General features: G+C 43.0%; 1 pseudogene. It reads right to left on the bottom strand.

From position 1 onward, the window contains the following. Nucleotides 1-270: pseudogene (locus AC0IXA_RS27520) on the bottom strand (thioredoxin reductase); the annotation flags it as partial.

Here is a 270-nt window from a genome sequence, read left to right as displayed (position 1 = left end):
CGTCAGAAGTGACTTGTCCTCTTCAGCCAAACCGTGCCCATTCGTAAACACGATCAAATCCTTTGTCCAATTGGATATAAGCTTAGCCATATGCAAGGCTCTCTGATTCTCCGCAATAAGGGCAAGCGCTTTATCCTTTAATTCCCATCCATCACAGAAAGGGCAGCTAAACAACGTTTTTCCATACACATCATGAATTCCTTCGATCTCTGGCAATATATCCTGAAGTCCAGTTGCCAAGATGATTTTTTTCGCTTCGAATATATCCCC

The sequence above is a fragment of the Pseudomonas sp. AC083 genome (assembly GCF_979253165.1).
This window is presented reverse-complemented; position numbering and strand designations above follow the sequence as displayed.